We start from the raw sequence: 16,471 nt of genomic DNA on the forward strand, positions 1-16,471 counted from the left end.
AAATTTGCGGTCGTGAAACTTGTCCGCCACCGCCCGCAAAGCGAGCGATCCGGTACTCCGTGACGACAGCACTTCTGCTGGATGACGCGGGATACCGGATGCCCCGCATTCGCGGGGCATGGCTTCAATGAAAGTCGTTAGTTCAGTGCGTCGTCGAGCAGCGCCTTGAGCTGCGCCAGATGTTTCGACATTAGGCCGGTCGCCGTTGCCGCCGATGCCGGACGGCCGGCATAGCGCGGACGCCTGTTGGGTGCGTGGATCTGGTTGAGCACCCATTCCAGATAGGGCTCGATGAAGTGCCAGGAGCCCATATTGCGCGGCTCTTCCTGGCACCAGACCACCTCGGCGTTCTTGAAGCGGCCGAGCTCCTGCACCAGCGCCTTCAGCGGCACCGGATAGAGCTGCTCGACGCGCATCAGATAGATGTCGTCGATGTCGCGCTTCTCACGCTCCTCGTAGAGATCGTAGTAGACCTTGCCGGAGCACAGCACGACGCGGCGGATCTTGTCGTCCGGCACCAGCTTGATCTTCTCGTCCGGCAGCATCTGCGCGTCATCGTACAGGATGCGATGGAACGTGGCGTTCTTGCCGAGCTCCTCGAGCTGCGACACGGCGCGCTTGTGGCGCAGCAGCGACTTCGGCGTCATCAGGATCAGCGGCTTGCGGATCTCGCGATGCAGCTGGCGCCGCAGCACGTGGAAGTAGTTCGCCGGCGTGGTCGGATTGACCACCTGCATGTTGTCTTCGGCGCACATCTGCAGGTAACGCTCGAGGCGCGCGGAGGAGTGCTCCGGCCCCTGTCCCTCGTAGCCGTGCGGCAGCAGGCAGACGAGGCCCGACATGCGCAACCACTTGCGTTCGCCCGAGGAGATGAACTGGTCGAACACCACCTGCGCGCCGTTGGCGAAGTCGCCGAACTGCGCTTCCCAGAGCGCCAGCGCATTCGGCTCGGCCAGCGAGTAGCCGTATTCGAAGCCAAGCACCGCCTCTTCCGACAGCAGCGAGTTGATGACCTCGTAGTGGCCGGTGTCTTCGCCGCCGAGATGGTTGAACGGCGTGTAGCGGCTCTCGTCCTCCTGGTCGATCAGCACTGAATGGCGCTGCGAGAAGGTCCCGCGCTCGGAATCCTGGCCGGACAGCCGCACATGATGGCCTTCCTGCAGCAGCGTGCAGAATGCCAGGGCCTCGCCGGTGGCCCAGTCGATCCCGACACCGCTATCGATCGCCTTGGCGCGATTGTCGAGGAAACGCTGGATGGTGCGGTGGACGCGGAAGCCGTCCGGCACCTTGGTGATCTTGCGGCCGATATCCTTGAGAACGGCGACATCGACGCCGGTGACGCCGCGGCGGGCGTCTTCTTCCTGGTCAGCAATCTTGAAGCCTGCCCACTTGCCGTCGAGCCAGTCGGCCTTGTTCGGCTTGTAGCCGGCGCCGGCTTCGAGCTCGGCGTCGAGCCGCGCGCGCCAGTCGGCCTTGGCCTTCTCGACCTCGCCCTCGGTCAACACGCCGTCAGCGACCAGCCGCTTGGCGTAGATCTCCAGCGTTGACGGGTGAGAAGCGATCTTCTTGTACATCACCGGCTGGGTGAAGGCCGGCTCGTCGCCCTCGTTGTGGCCGTGGCGCCGGTAGCAGAACATGTCGATGACGACCGGCTTGTGGAATTTCTGCCGGAACTCGATCGCGACCTTGGCCGCGAACACCACGGCCTCCGGATCGTCGCCATTCACGTGGAAGATCGGCGCATCGATCATCTTCGCCACGTCGGACGGATAGGGCGACGAGCGCGAATAGCGCGGATAGGTGGTGAAGCCGATCTGGTTGTTGACGATGAAATGCAGCGAGCCGCCGGTGCGATAGCCCTTCAGGTCGGACAGGCTGAAGCATTCAGCCACCACGCCCTGGCCCGCGAATGCCGCATCGCCATGCATCAGCAGCGGCAGCACGGAGATGCGCATATCCGGCGGATCGCCGTGCTGGTCCTGCTTGGCGCGCACCTTGCCCATCACGACCGGATCAACGATCTCGAGATGCGACGGGTTTGCGGTCAGCGACAGATGGATGTTGTTGCCGTCGAACTCGCGGTCCGAGGAGGCGCCGAGGTGATACTTGACGTCGCCCGAGCCTTCGACCGAGTCGGGGTTGGCCGAACCGCCCTTGAACTCATGGAACAGCGCACGGTGCGGCTTGCCCATCACCTGGGTCAGCACGTTGAGACGGCCGCGATGCGGCATGCCGACCACGATCTCCTTCACGCCGAGATTGCCGCCGCGCTTGATGATCTGCTCGAGCGCCGGGATCAGCGATTCACCGCCGTCGAGACCGAAGCGCTTGGTGCCGGTGAACTTGGTGTCGCAGAACTTCTCGAAGCCGTCCGCCTCGATCAGCTTGTTGAGGATCGCGCGGCGTCCCTCGGGCGTGAACGAGATCTCCTTGTCCGGCCCCTCGATGCGCTCCTGGATCCACGCCTTCTGCGCGGCGTTCGAGATGTGCATGAATTCGACGCCGAGCGTCTGGCAGTAGGTGCGTTCGCAGATCTGCACGATCTCGCGCAGCGTGCCGTATTCGAGCCCGAGCACGTGGTCGAGGAATATCTTGCGATCGAAGTCCGCCTCGGTGAAGCCATAGGAGCGCGGATCGAGCTCCTCGCGGTCGCGCGGCGCCTCGATGCCGAGCGGATCGAGCTTGGCGTGGAAATGGCCCCGCATGCGGTAGGCGCGGATCAGCATCAGCGCGCGAACCGAATCGCGGGTGGCCTGATGGACATCGGCATCGGACAGCTCGACGCCCTTGGCCTGCGCCTTGGCCGCGAGCTTGGTGCCGACCGCCTTCTCGACCTGGGCCCAGTTGCCGTCGAGCGCCGAGGTCAGCTCGTCGCGCGGCGTCACCGGCCAGTTGTCACGGCCCCACGAGGCGCCCTCGGCGTTCTTCTGGACGTCGGCCGGAGCGTCCTTCAGGCTTTTGAAGAAATCCTGCCATTCGGCGTCGACCGACGACGGGTCCTGCTCGTAGCGGGCGTAGAGGTCGTCGATGTAGGCGGCGTTGGTGCCCTGCAGGAATGATGAGAGTGCAAAAGCGGCGTTCGCGTCTTGGCGAGACATGGGCAGTCCTGGTGATTTTTTTCGGTTCGCGCGTAGAAGACGGCGCTGGTGCCGGTCTGGAAGTGCGCCGGCTGGATTGATACCCTTTACCCTATCTAGGACAGATATTCCTGCCTAAAAGAACTAAGAAATGAATACATTTTCATTTTTTATTGATTGGCATTTCGGCACCAAAACGCAATAAAAAAGCGGGTTCCCCAAGGAGAACCCGCCCCAAATCACGCCAAACCTCGAAGGGAACTCGCCGGACGGCGGTTACTTCAGCATCTCCGCGAGCGTATGCCCGAGGCGCGCCGGCGACGGCGACACCCTGATGCCGGCGGCTTCCATCGCCGCGGTCTTGGAACCGGCGTCGCCCTTGCCGCCCGAGATGATGGCGCCAGCATGGCCCATGCGGCGGCCGGGAGGTGCGGTGACACCGGCAATGAAGCCGACCATCGGCTTCTTGCGGCCGCGCTTGGCCTCGTCCTTGAGGAACTGGGCGGCGTCTTCCTCGGCGGAGCCGCCGATTTCGCCGATCATCACGATCGACTTGGTCTTCTCGTCGGCCAGGAACATCTCCAGCATGTCGATGAACTCGGTGCCCTTGACCGGGTCGCCACCGATGCCGACCGCGGTGGTCTGGCCGAGGCCCTCCTGGGTGGTCTGGAACACCGCCTCATAGGTCAGGGTGCCGGAGCGGGAGACGATGCCGACCGAGCCGGGCTTGAAGATGTTGGCCGGCATGATGCCGATCTTGCATTCGCCGGCGGTCATCACGCCGGGGCAGTTCGGCCCGATCAGCCGCGACTTCGAGCCCGACAGCGAGCGCTTCACGCGCACCATGTCGAGCACCGGGATGCCCTCGGTGATGCAGACGATCAGCGGGATTTCCGCATCGATCGCCTCGCAGATCGCGTCGGCTGCGCCCGGCGGCGGGACATAGACCACGCTGGCGTCGGCGCCGGTCTTCTCGCGCGCTTCGGCGACGGTGTCGAACACCGGCAGGTTGAGATGGGTCGAGCCGCCTTTGCCCGGCGCCACGCCGCCGACCATCTTGGTGCCGTAAGCGATCGCCGCTTCCGAATGGAACGTGCCGTTCTTGCCGGTGAAGCCCTGGCAGATGACCTTGGTGTTCTTGTCGATCAGAATGGACATGGTTCGAGATGCTTTCGCGAGACGATCGGTGATGGGACTCTATGGTTTGAGCATGATCTTGTCGGAAAACCGGAGACCACTTTTCCGGATCATGCTCAGTGAATACGCCGGTACACGCCGGTGAGCACGTCGGCCCACCCTTCCGCGTCAGGCGAGAACTGGATTTTCATGTTGTAGGTGTTGTCGTCGACGACCTCGTAGACGTGACGGGCATTGCCGCGCAGCGAGCCGCGCACCAGGATCAGCGACTTGCCCGCCCAGCCACCGGACGCCGGTGATGGCGGGTAGTAGCCGAGCGAGTCGTGCCAGAACAATTTGTAGGCCCGATCGTCGCGGTCGTAGGTGAACACGCCGTGGGTGGCGAAGCTCTCCTTGCCGTCGCGGGTCTGCACGCTGTCCTGGATCAGGTAGAAGCCGTTGAGCGCGATGCGCGCAACGACCTGCGAGGTGGCCGGACCGCCCGCGGTCCAGCGCGACGGATAGACCATCTCTTCGCCGCTCCACTCGCCCGCAAACGCCGCGAGCTTGCGGTGTTCGTCCAGCGGTGTCGGAGCGTCGAGATGATCGGCCATCGTTAGCCTCCCTTGACGGCTTTCACGATCTTCTGTGCAGCGTCATCGAGGTTGTCGGCGGGCAGAACGTTGAGGCCGCTCTCACGGATGATCTTCTTGCCCTGCTCGACATTGGTGCCTTCGAGGCGCACCACCAGCGGAACCTTGAGGCCGACCTGCTTCACCGCGGCGACCACGCCCTCGGCGATCACGTCGCACTTCATGATGCCGCCGAAGATGTTGACCAGGATGCCCTTCACGTTCGGATCGGCGGTGATGATCTTGAACGCGGCCGCGACCTTCTCCACGCTGGCGCCGCCGCCGACGTCGAGGAAGTTCGCCGGCTCCATGCCGTACAGCTTGATAATGTCCATGGTCGCCATGGCGAGGCCGGCGCCGTTGACCATGCAGCCGATCGTGCCGTCGAGCGCGACGTAGTTGAGGTCGTATTTCGACGCCTCGATCTCCTTGGCGTCTTCCTCGGTCTCGTCGCGCAGCGCGACCACGTCCGGATGACGATAGAGCGCGTTGCTGTCGAACGACACCTTGGCGTCGAGCACGCGGAGCTGGCCCTGCTTGGTGACGACGAGCGGATTGATCTCGAGCATCGCCATGTCCTTGGCGGCGAAGGCGGCATAGAGCTGGCCGGTCAGCTTCTCGGCCTGCTTGGCGAGATCGCCGGTCAGCTGCAGCGCCTTGGCAACGGTGCGGCCGTGATGCGGCATGATGCCGGTCGCGGGATCGACCGAGAACGAGACGATCTTTTCCGGGGTCGAATGCGCGACCTCTTCGATATTCACGCCGCCTTCGGTCGACACCACGAAGGAAATTTCGGAGGTCTCGCGATTGACCAGGATCGAGAGGTAGAACTCCTTGTCGATGTCGGAGCCTTCCTCGATGTAGAGGCGATTGACCTGCTTGCCGTGCGGACCGGTCTGCACCGTGACCAGCGTCGCGCCGAGCATCTGCTTGGCGAATTCGGCGACCTCGGCGGCCGACTTGGCGATGCGGACGCCGCCCTTGTCGCCGGCCGATGCTTCCTTGAACTTGCCCTTGCCGCGGCCGCCGGCATGGATCTGGCTCTTCACCACCCAGATCGGGCCGGGCAGCTGCTTGGCCGCCGCGTCGGCCTCTTCCGGCTTCAGCACCGGCACGCCGCGCGAGATCGGCACGCCGAATTCATGCAGCAAAGCCTTGGCCTGGTATTCATGGATATTCATGGAAAGACGCTCCCAAACCCTCGTGCGGCGACCTTTTACGTCAGCCTTGAGACTGGCATACCATATACCAAAGCTCGCGCAACTAAAAAATCCGCCGGAATTTCATCGCCTTGCACCCGACAGGCGATTGAAACCGCCTATCGGGTCATTGCCAATCGAGATTACTTGCCGAGCAGATCGGGCGCGATCTTCTTGCAGGCGTCGACCAGGCCCTGCACCGCACCGACCGACTTGTCGAAAGCCTCGCGGTCCTTGCCCGCCAGTTCGATCTCGACGATGCGCTCGACACCCTTGGCGCCGACCACGACCGGCACGCCGACATACATGTCCTTCACGCCGTACTCGCCGTTGAGATAGGCGGCGCAGGGCAGCACGCGCTTCTTGTCCTTCAGGTAGCTCTCGGCCATCGCGATCGCGGACGCAGCCGGCGCGTAGAAGGCGGAGCCGGTCTTGAGCAGGTTGACGATCTCGGCGCCGCCGTTGCGGGTGCGATCGACGATCTCATCGATGCGCGCCTGCGAGGTCCAGCCCATCTTGACGAGGTCCGGCAGCGGAATGCCGGCGACGGTCGAGTAGCGCGTCAGCGGCACCATGGTGTCGCCATGGCCGCCGAGCACGAAGGCGGTGACGTCCTCGACCGAGACGTGGAATTCGTCGGCCAGGAAATAGCGGAAACGCGCGGAGTCGAGCACGCCGGCCATGCCGACCACCTTCTTGTGCGGCAGGCCCGAGGCCTTCTGCAGCGCCCACACCATGGCGTCGAGCGGGTTGGTGATGCAGATGACGAAGGCGTCGGGCGCGTACTTCTTGATGCCGGCGCCGACCTGCTCCATGACCTTGAGGTTGATGGAGAGGAGATCGTCGCGGCTCATGCCGGGCTTGCGCGGCACGCCGGCGGTGACGATGCAGACCTTGGCGCCGTCGAGCGCTTCATAGGAATTGGCGCCGACCAGATTGGAATCGAAACCGTCGACCGGCGACGACTGCGCGATGTCGAGCGCTTTGCCCTGCGGCACGCCCTCGGCAATATCGAACAGCACGACGTCTCCGAGTTCCTTGAGGCCGACGAGGTGCGCCAGCGTTCCGCCGATCTGTCCGGAGCCAATCAGAGCAATCTTGTCGCGTGCCATGGGAAATCAGTCCTTTGAACTGTGTACGGGAGGGAGGGAAGTCGGTTGCAAGGGTGGTTATCCCTTTCGAATGATCCATTCAAGTCGCGGCCTGCCCGATTGCGGGCCCTGCCTGGAATTCGATCAGGCATGCCACGGCATCGTCGTTCCGGGGCGCGCGAAGCGCGAACCCGGAATCCGGAGATTGGGGCGCGAGATTCCGGGTTCGGTGCTGCGCACCACCCCGGAATGACAGCTTAGGTCTCGACCAGGCCGGTCGACGCGCCGCTCGCGGAGGAGTCCTTCCGGCCGTGCGGCAGCGCCAGGTAGGATTCCGAGCTCATTTCGATCAGGCGCGAGGACGTGCGCTTGAACTCCATCGCCTCGACGCCTTCGGTCGCAAGGTACAGCGACACCGGATCGGCCTCGGCCGAGGCCATCAGCTTCACGGCATTGTCATAGAGCGTGTCGATCAGCGAAATGAAACGCTTGGCGGCATTGCGCTCGGCGTAGTCCATCACCGGAATGTGGTCGATCAGGATCGTATGGTAGTCGTGCGCGAGCCTGAGATAGTCGGACGCGGCCAGCGGCTTCTCGCAGATGTCCATGAAGCTGAAGCGCGCGACGCCGTGCGCCGAGCAGGGCACGTTCAGGATGCGTCCCTTGATCGGAATGAGGCGCGCCTTGCACGGCGCATTGCCGGTCATCTTGCGCCAGGCCGCGTTGAGCGCGGCATCGGCCGCGTCATCTGCGGGCACCAGCCACATCTTGACGCCGACGAGTTTCTCCAGCCGGAAGTCGGTGCGCGCATCGAGCCGCAGCACATCCATGTGGTCGGAGATCTGCGCGATAAACGGCAGGAACAGCGCGCGATTGAGCCCGCCCTTGTAGAGATCGTCAGGCGCAACGTTCGAGGTCGCGACCACGACGGTGCCGAGTTCGAACAGCTTTGCGAACAGCCGGCCGAGGATCATCGCATCGGCGATGTCGGTGACGTGAAATTCGTCGAAGCAGAGCAGCCAGGCTTCGTCGAAGATCGCCTGCGCGGTGAGCGCGATCACGTCGCCGTCCGAGATCTCGCCGCGCGCGATCTGCTGACGGCAGCCGTAGATGCGCTCATGCGCCTCGGCCATGAATTCGTGGAAGTGCGCGCGGCGCTTGTGCTCGACCGGGCTCTGCTGGAAGAACAGATCCATCAGCATGGTCTTGCCGCGGCCGACCTCGCCATGCACGTAGAGCCCGCGCGGCGGCTTGTCGTCCTTGTCGCCGCCGAACAGCCGCCCGAACAGGCCTTGCTTGCGCTGCGGCTTGTAGCTCGCGAGCCGCTCATCCAGCGCGCCGAATGCCTCGGCGGCGCGGGCCTGGGCGGGATCGGCCTCGATCGCGCCGGAGGCGACCAGGGATTTGTAGAGCTCGAGAAAGGAACTGGGCGAGGTGGACAGCATGAGCCCACCTTACGGCCCTAGTGTGCGGCAAATTGCAAGCCGTGAATTGTGCCAGTGGGGTATGCACTTTCCTCTCCCTCGCCCCGCTCTTGCGGGGAGAGGGCTGGGGTGAGGGGCTCTCACCACCCGACGCGCTCTATCGACGGACCCGTACCCCCTCACCCGGATCGCATCTTCGATGCGATCCGACCTCTCCCCGCAAGCGGGGCGAGGTGAAGAGGCTCACGCGCAGAGCGCGTAGGAATCCTCGACCACATAGGGTCCGCCGCCTGTCGACGCGCGCGACGAGAACAGCACGAAGCGGTCCGCCAGGAAGCTGCGGCTCGGGAAGTAGCCGCGCACGGACAGATAATCCGCGACGTCCTGGCTCGAAGCGTCATGCAGACGCGCGAGCGTGACATGTGGCGTGAATTTCCTGCCCTCGGGATCGAGCCCCATCCGCTGCATCATCCGCTCGAGTTCGGCCTGCAGTTCGATCAACGGCCGGCTCGGCTCGACGGCGGCAACCACCGCGCGCGGCTTGCGTCCGCCGAAGCTCGACAGGCCTTGCAATTTGACCTCGAACGGTTTGCGGTTTACCCGAAACAACATCGTCGCGATCTCGTTGGCCCACATGCCATCGATATCGCCGATGAAGCGCAAAGTGACGTGATAATTTTCGGGATCGATCCAGCGTGCGCCGGGAAGGCCGCCACGCAAGCTGGAGAGGGTTTGGCCGATATCGGCCGGAATTTCCAGTCCAGTGAACAGACGCGGCATCGCAATAATCCTCGATGCTTGGCGCGGGTTTTGGGAGCCCGCACCCTGTAACGGCCCGGCGACGAATCACCGATGCCTATTTGTACCCGAGATATGTGACTCTGCGAAGCATGACCCGTTAACAGCTCGTAAACCTACGGACACGGCACGGCTCACTGCCTGCGCTTCAACTGCGTTGCCCTGATATTGCGCCGAGAAATGCCTCCACTGTGGGCAGGATATTTTTCACAACGATGTCCACACCTGCTGCCGTCGGATGCATGCCGTCGGCCTGGTTGAGCTTCGCGTCGGCGGCAACCCCATCGAGGAAGAACGGATAGAGCGGCACGCCAAGGGTCTTCGAGAGATCCGGATAGATCGCGTTGAACTTCGCTGCATACTCACTGCCATAGTTCGGTGGCGCGAGCATGCCGCACAAGAGCACGGCGATCTTGCGCGCCTGCAACTTTGTGATGATGTCGGAGAGCGCGGCACGCGTGACGGCGGGATCGATGCCGCGCAAGGCATCGTTGGCGCCGAGCTCGACCATCACGGCATCGGTTCCATCAGGCACCGACCAGTCGAGCCGCTCGCGGCCGCCCGAGGCGGTGTCGCCGGACACCCCGGCATTGCTCATCTCGACCTTTATCCCCTTGGCTTCCAACGCCTTTTGCAGCCGGATCGGGAATGCCGCCGGGCCCGGGAGGCCGTACCCGGCGCTCAGGGAATCGCCCAGAACCACCATCTTGATCGGCTTCGCCGGCCCCTTCTCCGGGCCATTCTCCAGCCTTGGCGTCTGCGCGCTGGCCGCCGTCATCAAGCCCATAAGCAACACGAGTATGTGCACGAAGATTCTCAACCGGCCCTCGACCGCAGACGCGGAAGTGCCATATGACCGAACCATGGACAGTCTCATCGAATCCTCTTCACTGACCGACGTCGAGCCGGACACCATTGCCGTCAGGAACGTCAATCTCTCGCTCGGCACCGGCGCGGCACGGGTCCATATCCTCAAAGATATCAGCCTTCGTGTGGCAGCGGGTGAGGCCATCGGCCTGATCGGCCCGTCGGGCTCGGGCAAGTCGACCTTGCTGATGGTAATGGCGGGGCTCGAACGTCCTGACAGTGGAGAAGTGGTCGTCAACGGCACCTCGTTCAATGCCCTCGACGAAGATGCGCTGGCGCGCTTCCGCGGCCGCCAGGTCGGTATCGTCTTCCAGTCATTCCATCTGATCCCGACCATGACGGCGCTGGAGAACGTGGCGGTGCCGCTCGAGCTCGCCGGCAATCCCGATGCCGCTGCGCGCGCCGCGCAGGAGCTGCAATCGGTCGGGCTCGGCGAGCGCCTGCATCATTATCCGACGCAACTCTCCGGCGGCGAGCAGCAGCGCGTCGCGATCGCGCGCGCGCTCGCGCCCGATCCCGCGATCCTCGTTGCCGACGAGCCGACCGGGAATCTCGACGAGACGACAGGCAAGCAGATCGTCGACCTGCTGTTCACCAAGCACGCCGAGCGCGGCATGACGCTGGTGCTGGTGACGCACGATCTCGCGCTCGCGCAGCGCTGCGACCGCGTCGTGCGGCTGCGCTCCGGCCGCATCGACGGACAATCCACGACATGAGCATCGCGTCCGAAGTCGCGGTGCAGGGCCGCGCGTCGTCGCTTGCCTTCCGTTATGCGCTGCGCGAATTGCGCGGCGGCCTGCGCGGCTTCTACGTGTTCATCGCCTGCATCGCGCTCGGCGTGATGGCGATTGCCGGCGTCGGCTCGGTCGCCGCGAGCCTTGGCGACGGCCTGTCCCGCGAGGGACGTACGCTGCTCGGCGGCGACGTCGCATTCTCGCTGATCTCGCGCGAGGCCAAACCCAACGAGGTCGCCTATCTGCGCACGCGCGGCGAGGTTTCGATCGCGGCCACGCTGCGCGCGATGGCCCGCAGCAATGACGGCAAGCTGGCGCTGGTCGAGCTGAAGGCCGTCGACGGCAAATATCCGATGCTCGGCGAGCTGACGCTCGAGCCGAACATGCCGGTCGCCGATCTGCTTGCCGAACGCGACGGCGTCTACGGCGCGGCCGCCGATTCGACGTTGCTGGCGCGGCTCGACCTGAAGCTCGGTGACCGCGTCACCATCGGCAGTGCGACCTACCAGATCCGCAGCGTGGTGGTGGCCGAGCCCGACAAGCTTGCCGGCGGCGTCGGCCTCGGCCCGCGCTTCCTAATCAGCGAAGCCAGCCTGCACGCCACCGACCTGCTGCAACCGGGCAGCTTGGTGCGCTGGATCTACCGCGTGAAGCTGCCTGACGGCGCCAACGACGATCGCGCCACCACCGCGCTGATCGACGGCGCGCGGACCGCCGCGCCGGAGGCCGGCTGGGAGGTCCGCAGCCGCAGCAATGCCTCGCCGCAGCTCGAGCGCACCATCAACCGCTTCACCCAGTTCCTGACCCTGGTCGGCCTCGCGGCGCTGCTGGTCGGCGGTGTCGGCGTCGCCAACGCGGTGAAGAGCCATATCGACCGGCGCCGCGACGTCATCGCTTCGTTCAAGGCGCTCGGCGCCACCGGCCGCGACGTCTTCACGATCTACTGCACGCAGGTGGTGGTGCTGGCCGGGATCGGCTCGGTGATCGGGCTCGTGCTCGGCGCCGCGCTGCCCTTCGTCATCGTCGGCCTGTTCGGCAAGCTGCTGCCGCTGCCGGTGGTGCCCGCGCTGCATCCCGACGAGCTCGCGCTGTCCTTCCTCTACGGCCAGCTCACCGCGCTGGCGTTCGGGCTGTGGCCGCTCGGCCGTGTCCATGACGTGCCGGTCGCCGCGCTGTTCCGCGAGACCGTCGCCAGCGAGTGGCATCGCCCGCGCTGGAGCTATCTGGCGCTGATGGCCGCGGTGATCGCGCTCCTGATCGGAGTCGCGATCGGGCTTGCCTATGACAAGCGGGTCGCTGCCGTGTTCGTCGCCTCGTCGATCGCGGTGTTCCTGCTGCTGCGCGGAATCGCCGAGCTCCTGATGGCGGTGGCGCGGCGGCTGCCGCGCAGCCGCATGACCATGCTGCGGCTCGCGATCGCCAACATCCACCGGCCGGGCGCGCTGACGCCGTCGGTGGTGCTGTCGCTGGGGCTCGGGCTGGCGGTGCTCGTTACCATCACCCAGATCGACGGCAATCTGCGCCGGCAATTCCTGGCCGCCCTGCCGGAGCGGGCGCCGTCGTTCTTCTTCATCGACATCCCCTCCACCGAGGCCGACCGCTTCAATGCCTTCCTGGCGAAGGTCGCCGCCGGCTCGACCGTCGAGGATGTACCGATGCTGCGCGGACGGATCGTGGCCGCGCGCGGCGTCAAGGCCGACCAGCTCAAGCCGTCGGTCGATTCGGAGTGGGTGCTGCAGAGCGACCGGGGCCTGACCTACACCGGCGAAATCCCCAAGGGCTCGAAGATCGTCGAGGGCGAATGGTGGGGGCCGGACTACAGCGGGCCACCGCTGGTCTCGATGGAGAAGAAGATCGCCGACGGCCTGTCGTTGAAGATCGGCGACGAGATCGTCGTCAACGTGCTCGGACGCGACGTGCCGGCGAAGATCGCCAACCTGCGCAACATCGACTGGCAGGGCCTCGGCATCAATTTCGTGCTGGTATTCTCGCCGAATGCCTTCAAGGGCGCGCCGCACAGCCATGTCGCGACCCTGACGGAACCACACGCCGATTCCGCCGACGACGCGCGCATCATCAAGCAGGTCGCCGACGCGTTCCCGATGGTGACCAGCGTGCGGGTCCGCGAGGCGCTGGAGACGGTCGGCAGCGTGGTCAGCAATCTGGTGCTGGCGATCCGCGGCGCCAGCGCCGTGACGCTGATCTCCGCGATCCTGGTGCTCGGCGGCGCGCTCGCCGCCGGACACCGCCACCGCGTCTATGACGCCGTGATTCTCAAGACGCTCGGCGCCACGCGGGTGCGACTGCTCGGCGCCTACGCGCTGGAGTATCTGATGATCGGTTTTGCAACCGCGGTGTTCGGGGTGATCGCCGGCTCGATCGCGGCCTGGCTGATCGTGACTAGGCTGATGACGCTGAGTTTTATCTGGCAGGCCGGCAGCGCCGCGCTAGTCGTGGTCGCCGCGCTGGTCGTCACGGTCGGACTGGGGCTCGCCGGGACGCTGCTCGCGCTAAACCAGAAGCCGGCCTCAGTATTGCGGAATTTGTGACAAAATGTAGCGGCGCGAGCGCCGTTTTTGCCTATGATGCTAGGGCAGAGCGACATTCGGCCGCGCGTGGAAGCTTGCGTCGGATGTGTTAATTTCCCACATACCAATCGGGTCGGATAGTCGGTTTGAATGACACGGAATTAATGTTCCGCAAGCCGAGCCATCTGAGATAGATTTACGACCGGCGCCGCAAATCCCTTGCGCTCCACCGGGACCAACCACGGGAATTCGACCATGTCGGACCTAGACCGCAACTACGCTTCTCCTTTCGGCCGGGCCGCCGGGCGCATTGACGCTGCGGCCGTCGACGCCGGTCTGCGCGCCTACATGCTGCGCATCTACAACTACATGAGCATCGGCCTGGCCATCACCGGCCTCGCCGCGCTCGGCGTCTACATGGGTGCGGTGACGACCGACCAGTCGGCCGCCGTCGCCAAGTTCGGCAACGCCTATCTGACGCAGTTCGGCTACGCGATGTTCGTGAGCCCGCTGAAGTGGCTGTTCATCCTCGCCCCTCTGGCGATGGTGTTCGTCATCTCGGCCGGCATCAACCGCCTGCAGCCCGCGACCGCCCAACTCCTGTTCTGGGTGTTCTCGGCGCTGATGGGTCTGTCGCTGTCGTCGATCTTCCTGGTGTACACGCACACCTCGATCGTGCGCGTGTTCTTCATCACCGCGGCAACGTTCGGTGCGCTGAGCCTCTACGGCTACACCACCAAGCGTGACATGAGCGGCATGGGCTCGTTCCTGTTCATGGGTCTGATCGGCATCATCATCGCGAGCCTGGTCAACCTGTTCCTGGCGAGCTCGGCGCTGCAGTTCATCGTGTCGGTGGTCGGCGTGCTGGTGTTCGCGGGCCTCACCGCCTGGGACACCCAGCGGCTGAAGAACGACTACATCTACGGCTACGCCTCGCAGGGTGGCGTGATGGCAGAGCGTGCGGCAATCACTGGTGCGCTGTCGCTCTACCTGAACTTCATCAACCTGTTCACGCTGCTCCTGCAGCTGCTCGGCCAGCGCGACTAAGCGCCTCGAGCGAGCCGATCAAATCCAAGCCCCGGCCATTCCGCCGGGGCTTTTCTTTTGGGCGAGGCGAGATGTGATGTAGCCCGGATGAAGCGCAAGCGAAATCCGGGATAGGCTCATCCGCGGCTTCAACGGCCCCGGATTACGCGGAGCCTGCCATCGAGCGCGTTCGCGCGACCCGTTGGCTCCTCCGGGCTACAAGCAGACTGACCTGACGCGCTTAGACCAGCGACAGCTTGCGGTCGATCACGAACAGCACGCGTTCGAGTTCATGGCCGCGGCGCAGGATCAGGCCGGTCGCGGAAATCACGCTGTACATGCCCTGCTTGCGCGCAAGCCGGGGGTCCTTCTCGATCCGGTAGATCGGCATTTCGGATGCGCGCCGGAACACCGAGAACACGGCACGGTCCTTCAGGAAGTCGATCGCATAGTCGCGCCACTCGCCGTCGGCGACCATACGGCCGTAGAGATTGAGAATGCGGTTGAGCTCAAGTCGATTGAATGTCACGCGGTTGGGCTGAGGGGTCGCGGCGGCGGTGCGCGCCGCGGCACGACTCCCGCTCGGATCAGTGTCCTCCGAGATCAAACTCATCGAGCGCCTCCTGTCACCTCGGTGACGATCGGGTTCCGAAGGCCCCTCTCCGGGATCGTCACGAGAGTGACATGATCGCGCTAAGCGAGGGGGCCCGCAAGGGGCCAATCGCAATGCAACCGGGCCTTAACCACCGCCGCGCGCGGCGGATTGTCCGAAAAACCGCAGAGTCACGGGAACGTTAGCGGAATCATATTGCTGCCCCACTTCCGCCCATCGCCCGCCCCGCTGCCCTGCGAAAAGAAAACCCTGCGTTGGCCCGGTCCTTTCGGTTCCGGATTCCTCAGCCCCCAGCCCCCCGGGGCCGTCGGGATCGGGCCTGTTCGCAGGGGAGTCAAATCCCAACACTGGGCCAACGAAAGTTGGTCCTTTTTGTTTTGGGACCTGCGCAAGCAAGACGCGCGCGCCAAGCACCGGCGCCTTCCTTTCGGCAGATCACTGAATGCAGGTTTGTCGCCATGCGGCTGCACGAAAACATGCGTGCGACCGGCGGAAGCCGGCGCATCGCGCCTTACCGCAGCGAGGCGCTAGTGAAGTGAGGTGAAGGCAGCGCCGAGCATCGGGCCCGGCTTGTCGCGGTTGCCGTCCTGGACGTACACCGCCGCAGCATCGACACCGTCACGCGTGATGTTCTCCAGCGGCACGGTCCAGCTCCCGGACGAACCGTTCCAGTCACCGACCTTGAGGAGATTGCGCACGACGTTGTGGTAGGTGATCTCGCGGCCGCGGTTCTCGCCGCGCGCGATCGAGATCGGCACCGACTTCGAGATCGAGCAGATCCAGACCTCGCCGCGCGACACGGCCGGCGACTTCGATGCGGCGACCGACACGTTGATCTGCTTGCCGCTCAGCGTCATCGTCACGGGCACCGACATCACGCTGCCGCTCCTTTCGGTGTCCTTGATGGCGTCCTCGATACTGGCGCGATCGCTGCCGATCACATGCGCGGAGCCATTGATCACGGCTTGCGGCGTGTAGACGTCGCGGTCGCCGCGCACATGCGAATAGGCCTTCTGGCGCGCGCTGAAACGGGAATCGGCCAGCGTGTCCTTCCAGCCGAGATAGTCCCAATAGTCGATCGGCATGCTCAGCGCGATGACGTTGGGGTCCTTCGCGAGGTCACCGATGATCTTGTCCGCGGGCGGACAGGACGAGCATCCCTGCGAGGTGAAGAGTTCGACGACGGCACGCGGATCGGCGTGGGCGGGGCGGATGATCGCGACGATTGCGCAGATACCAAGGGCGCTCGACCATCGCGAGATACAGTTATAGGCCATCATCGCTGTCATACTGCGAACCAGTCGTGATGATTTCCATCCGTAATTGTACGGAGCATGAAGTCTGTCCCTGAACTTGCGTGCCCCAA

At 64.5% G+C, this 16,471-nt stretch carries 13 protein-coding genes; 3 read left to right on the forward strand and 10 right to left on the reverse strand.

Going from position 1 to position 16,471, the window contains the following annotated elements; genetic code table 11:
* Positions 1-137 precede the first annotated feature (137 nt).
* From J2R78_RS15625 to J2R78_RS15660, 8 genes are all read right to left on the reverse strand, one after another.
* The gene (locus J2R78_RS15625) at positions 138-3,098 is read right to left on the reverse strand and encodes a 2-oxoglutarate dehydrogenase E1 component (protein WP_225645265.1); all 2,961 of its coding nucleotides are present in this window, start codon (positions 3,096-3,098) and stop codon (positions 138-140) included.
* A 255-nt stretch (positions 3,099-3,353) separates the two neighbouring features.
* Entirely contained in the window at positions 3,354-4,235 is an 882-nt protein-coding gene (gene sucD, locus J2R78_RS15630) for a succinate--CoA ligase subunit alpha (protein WP_028340814.1), read from the reverse strand.
* A gap of 95 nt (positions 4,236-4,330) precedes the next feature.
* A complete protein-coding gene (locus J2R78_RS15635) occupies positions 4,331-4,807 on the reverse strand; it encodes a DUF1579 family protein (protein ID WP_057020925.1) in 477 nt (158 codons plus the stop codon).
* 2 nt (positions 4,808-4,809) lie between these two features.
* Positions 4,810-6,006, reverse strand: a complete 1,197-nt coding sequence (gene sucC, locus J2R78_RS15640; protein ID WP_253605461.1) for an ADP-forming succinate--CoA ligase subunit beta — start codon at positions 6,004-6,006, stop codon at positions 4,810-4,812.
* A gap of 161 nt (positions 6,007-6,167) precedes the next feature.
* Complete coding sequence (gene mdh, locus J2R78_RS15645; protein WP_028336306.1) at positions 6,168-7,136, reverse strand: malate dehydrogenase; 969 nt, start codon at positions 7,134-7,136, stop codon at positions 6,168-6,170.
* Between the two features lie 236 nt (positions 7,137-7,372).
* The gene (gene zapE / locus J2R78_RS15650; protein ID WP_253605463.1) at positions 7,373-8,560 is read right to left on the reverse strand and encodes a cell division protein ZapE; all 1,188 of its coding nucleotides are present in this window, start codon (positions 8,558-8,560) and stop codon (positions 7,373-7,375) included.
* Positions 8,561-8,782: 222 nt separating this feature from the next.
* The gene (gene thpR / locus J2R78_RS15655) at positions 8,783-9,319 is read right to left on the reverse strand and encodes an RNA 2',3'-cyclic phosphodiesterase (RefSeq protein WP_057020928.1); all 537 of its coding nucleotides are present in this window, start codon (positions 9,317-9,319) and stop codon (positions 8,783-8,785) included.
* 166 nt (positions 9,320-9,485) lie between these two features.
* Positions 9,486-10,145 (reverse strand): arylesterase, encoded by a 660-nt coding sequence (locus tag J2R78_RS15660; RefSeq protein WP_375167123.1) that lies wholly within the window; start codon positions 10,143-10,145, stop codon positions 9,486-9,488.
* Positions 10,146-10,200: 55 nt separating this feature from the next.
* On the opposite strand from J2R78_RS15660, the gene J2R78_RS15665 reads away from it, so the two are divergent.
* The 3 genes from J2R78_RS15665 to J2R78_RS15675 all read left to right on the forward strand — a co-directional run bounded on the left by J2R78_RS15665 (position 10,201) and on the right by J2R78_RS15675 (position 14,513).
* Positions 10,201-10,920, forward strand: a complete 720-nt coding sequence (locus tag J2R78_RS15665; protein ID WP_028336302.1) for an ABC transporter ATP-binding protein — start codon at positions 10,201-10,203, stop codon at positions 10,918-10,920.
* Positions 10,917-13,487 (forward strand): ABC transporter permease, encoded by a 2,571-nt coding sequence (locus tag J2R78_RS15670; protein WP_253605465.1) that lies wholly within the window; start codon positions 10,917-10,919, stop codon positions 13,485-13,487. Before J2R78_RS15665 ends, J2R78_RS15670 begins: the two co-directional genes overlap by 4 nt.
* Positions 13,488-13,721: 234 nt before the next feature.
* Complete coding sequence (locus tag J2R78_RS15675) at positions 13,722-14,513, forward strand: Bax inhibitor-1/YccA family protein (RefSeq protein ID WP_021078796.1); 792 nt, start codon at positions 13,722-13,724, stop codon at positions 14,511-14,513.
* A 220-nt stretch (positions 14,514-14,733) separates the two neighbouring features.
* Here the strand turns inward: J2R78_RS15675 and J2R78_RS15680 are convergent, their stop codons facing one another.
* Both J2R78_RS15680 and J2R78_RS15685 read right to left on the reverse strand, forming a co-directional pair.
* Entirely contained in the window at positions 14,734-15,105 is a 372-nt protein-coding gene (locus J2R78_RS15680) for a DUF2794 domain-containing protein (protein WP_028336300.1), read from the reverse strand.
* Positions 15,106-15,632: 527 nt separating this feature from the next.
* Positions 15,633-16,394 (reverse strand): thioredoxin family protein, encoded by a 762-nt coding sequence (locus J2R78_RS15685; protein WP_057020930.1) that lies wholly within the window; start codon positions 16,392-16,394, stop codon positions 15,633-15,635.
* Positions 16,395-16,471 lie beyond the last annotated feature (77 nt).

Source organism: Bradyrhizobium sp. USDA 4538 (genome assembly GCF_024171045.1).
Lineage (GTDB): Bacteria > Pseudomonadota > Alphaproteobacteria > Rhizobiales > Xanthobacteraceae > Bradyrhizobium > Bradyrhizobium australafricanum.